4 protein-coding genes are annotated in these 3,364 nt (G+C 67.2%); all 4 read left to right on the top strand.

The window, feature by feature from the left end; all coding sequences use genetic code 11:
• Window positions 1–239 precede the first annotated feature (239 nt).
• A complete protein-coding gene (locus tag VGS97_RS08640; protein WP_326852752.1) occupies window positions 240–803 on the top strand; it encodes a nuclear transport factor 2 family protein in 564 nt (187 codons plus the stop codon).
• On the top strand, window positions 800–1,660 hold the full coding sequence (locus tag VGS97_RS08635) for an SDR family oxidoreductase (protein WP_326852750.1): 861 nt from the start codon (window positions 800–802) through the stop codon (window positions 1,658–1,660). The genes VGS97_RS08640 and VGS97_RS08635 overlap by 4 nt, the downstream gene beginning before the upstream one ends.
• A 129-nt stretch (window positions 1,661–1,789) precedes the next feature.
• Entirely contained in the window at window positions 1,790–2,929 is a 1,140-nt protein-coding gene (locus VGS97_RS08630; RefSeq protein WP_326852749.1) for an epoxide hydrolase, read from the top strand.
• Between the two features lie 97 nt (window positions 2,930–3,026).
• The gene (locus VGS97_RS08625) at window positions 3,027–3,212 is read left to right on the top strand and encodes a nuclear transport factor 2 family protein (protein ID WP_326852746.1); all 186 of its coding nucleotides are present in this window, start codon (window positions 3,027–3,029) and stop codon (window positions 3,210–3,212) included.
• Window positions 3,213–3,364 lie beyond the last annotated feature (152 nt).

Genomic DNA, 3,364 nt, shown 5'->3' with positions numbered 1-3,364 from the left:
ATTCATCGACATGTACGAGCAGGGGCAGCTGAAGCTGGACGAACTCGTCTCGAAGACCTACCCGATCGAGGAAATCAATTCCGGATACGACGACATGTACGCGGGCGTCAACATTCGCGGGCTGCTCGAGTTCGCCGGCCGTGGCTGAACTCAAACACGCGCACGCCAACGACGAACCGGACGAGGCCCGGGCATCTGGTCGCGCCCGCGTACCGGGGCGCCTCGCCGCAGGGCGGCGCATGGTTGTGACAGACGACATCGAAGCCAAGCTGGCCATCACCGAAGTCCTCTACCGGTACTGCCGGGCTCTCGACCGAATGGATCGAGACCTCATGGACACCGTCTGGCATCCTGACGCCACCGCTGACTACGGCCCTACCTTCCGGGGATCGGCCTCGGGATTGCTGGACGTCATGTGGGCGAACCACGCGAAGCTGCTCGGACACTCACACCAGGTCACCAACATCCTGATCGAGGTCGACGGTGACCGGGCCGCCAGCGAGGCGTACGTGACCGGGACCCTGTGGGACCTCACCGAGGCCGGAGCCCTCTCGCACCTGGTCGCTGTCGGCCGCTACCTCGACCGCTGGTCGCGTTGCGATGGCAGGTGGGCGATCGGCCACCGCCAGTTCGTCTACGACGCCGTGTTCACACCGGCACCAGCTGACGCCACGGCTCCGACGGCATCGGTCTTCAGCCGGCTCGCCGCACGACGCGACCCCCGCCAGACGGCGGGCCGCCGCGACCGGAGCGATCCGTCCTACGACGTGCTGACACGGCCGGGGACAGGGCCGCGCGCATGAGTGCAACGCCGTCGGACGGACTCGCCGCGCGACCACTGCACGGTCGGGTCAGCTTGATCACGGGCGCGGGCCGCGGGATCGGCCGAGCGGTCGCCCTCGCCCTCGCCGGCGCCGGGTCCAGGCTCGTACTGGGAGCGCGTACGATCAGCCAGGTCGAGGACGTGGCGAGCGAGGTGAGCCGGCGCGGCGGCGAGGCGGTGGCCGCGCACCTGGACGTCACCGACCCGCAGTCCGTGGGCGAGTTCGTCGCCACCGCCATCGACCGCTTCGGGCGCGTCGACGTGCTGGTGAACAACGCGGGCAGCAACAACGGCGACGAGAGCGGAGCCGTCGGCCCGCTCGGGGAGATCAATCCCGGCGCTTGGTGGAACGACGTCGAGGTCAACCTGCGGGGCACCTTCCTGTGCACGCACGCCGCCCTGCCGCACATGGTGTCCGGCAGCGGGGGGCACATCGTGAACGTCGTCTCGATGGCCGCCGTCATGCCGTGGCCCTACGACTCTGCCTACGCGTGCTCGAAGGCCGCGGTCGTGCGGCTGACCGACTCGGTCGCCGAGGAGGTCCGCGAGCAAGGCGTCCACCTGTTCGCCCTGTCGCCGGGATCGGTGGACACCGAGCTGCGCGCCGGTGCCGTGGACTCGCCGGCCGGTCGCAAGTGGCTGACCAAGGTGAACCCCAACCCGAAGTGGGTGCCGGCCGAATTGCCGGCCGACGCGGTGGTCTTTCTGGCCAGCGGGGCCGCCGACGGACTCACCGGCCGTTTCCTGTCCGCCGACTGGGACCTTCCCGATCTTGCGCGACGGGCGGCGGACATCGAACGGCGCGATGTCCTGCAACTGCGCTTCGTCCCCGAGTGACCAGCACGTCCTTCCGCTAGGTGCGCAGCCGAACCGACAAGATGCGCCACATGCTGGACGCGCTGGACGCCGGGGAACGCGACCCCAGGGTGTTGTGCACGACGCCCTCCGGAGGGTACCGTCCGGTCGGTGGCGCAGGAAGTGACCCCGTTCCGCATAGAGATCTCGGATGCTTCCCTGGACGATCTCCGCGAACGGCTTGTCCGCACTCGTTGGCCGGAACGGGAGACCGTCGACGACTGGTCACAGGGCATGCCGCTGTCCGGCCTGCAGAAGCTGTGCCAGTACTGGGCCGAGCAATACGACTGGGCCGCGCGTGAGGCATATCTCAACTCTTTCCCGCAGTTCCGCACCGAGATCGACGGGCTCGGGATTCACTTCATTCACGCGCGCTCGCCCCACCCCGACGCGCTGCCACTGGTGCTCACCCACGGGTGGCCCGGATCGATCGTCGAGTTCCATAAGGTGATCGGGCCGCTCACCGACCCGGTAGCCCACGGCGGAAGCCCGGCCGATGCGTTCCATATCGTATGCCCATCCCTGCCCGGGTACGGCTTCAGCGATAAGCCGTCCCGGTCCGGGTGGGGTGTCGAGCGCGTCGCTGACGCTTGGGCCGCGTTGATGGCCCGACTCGGGTATGAACGCTACGGCGCACAGGGTGGCGACTGGGGCGCCGGCGTCGCCCGCCACATAGCCCAACGTCACCCCGGCCATGTCATCGGCATCCACCTCAACATGATCGTGGTGGAACCCGATCCGGCCACCATGAACGACCTCACTGAGCGGGAGCAGGCCGCGTTGGCATCGATGGCCCACTATGTCGACAAGGACTCCGGCTATCTCAAGCAGCAGTCCACCCGACCGCAGACCCTCGGCTACGGGTTGGTCGACTCGCCAGCCGGGCAGTGCGCCTGGATCGTCGAGAAGTTCTGGTCGTGGACCGACTGCGACGGCGACCTCTTGAACGTGCTCACTCCCGACGAATTGCTCGACAACGTCATGCTCTACTGGATCCCAGCAACGGGGGCCTCATCGGCGCGGCTTTACTGGGAGAGCTACAGCGCTGGCAAGCGCGACCCGGTCACCGTACCAGCCGGTTGCTCGGTCTTCCCGAAGGAAATCATCCGGCCGTCGCGCCGCTGGGCTGAGAAGGACTTCACCGACATCCGCTGGTGGGATGAGCCCGAGAAGGGCGGCCACTTCGCCGCCTTTGAACAGCCCACCTTGTTCGTCGAACAGGTCCGTTCCTTCTTCCGCATGATCCGCTGAGCACTAGCGACTCGCCGCCCCAACGCCACAGCGACCGGCGCTTTACGACGGCGACCCGTCGCTCGTCCCGAGTCGGATCCAGAAGAGAGGTAATCGGATGAACGCCGTGCTCCGCTTCGTCGACGCAGTGAACCGCGGGGACGTGGACGGCGTCGAGACCGCCTTCCACCCCGACTTCGAGATGATCGTTCCTCAGCACCCCGGGCGCGGCTTCAAGGGTCGCGATCAGGGGGTCACGAAGATGCGCTCCCTCATGACCACGCATCCGGAGGGGCGCATCTAGGTGCGCCGGGTCGTAGAGAGCGGCAACGAGGTCTGGGTGCAGAACAGGTACACCTCCGACACCCTCGAGATGGAAGCCGTGGTGATCTACGAGATCGACCCAACTACGGACACTATCCTCGCGGGTCACTATTGCTCGGAGGAATTCGATCG

Origin of the sequence: Actinocrinis sp., from assembly GCF_035946395.1 — a bacterium.
Classification (GTDB): domain Bacteria; phylum Actinomycetota; class Actinomycetes; order Streptomycetales; family Catenulisporaceae; genus Actinocrinis.
Note: the sequence above shows the minus strand (reverse complement) of the source record. Positions and strands in the feature narration are given on the sequence as shown.

Excerpts from the sequence above, each read along its gene's own strand:
- VGS97_RS08640 (WP_326852752.1), top strand. The coding sequence starts at position 240 with ATGGTTGTGACAGACGACATCGAAGCCAAGCTGGCCATCACCGAAGTC.
- VGS97_RS08635 (WP_326852750.1), top strand. The coding sequence starts at position 800 with ATGAGTGCAACGCCGTCGGACGGACTCGCCGCGCGACCACTGCACGGT.
- VGS97_RS08625 (WP_326852746.1), top strand. The coding sequence starts at position 3,027 with ATGAACGCCGTGCTCCGCTTCGTCGACGCAGTGAACCGCGGGGACGTG.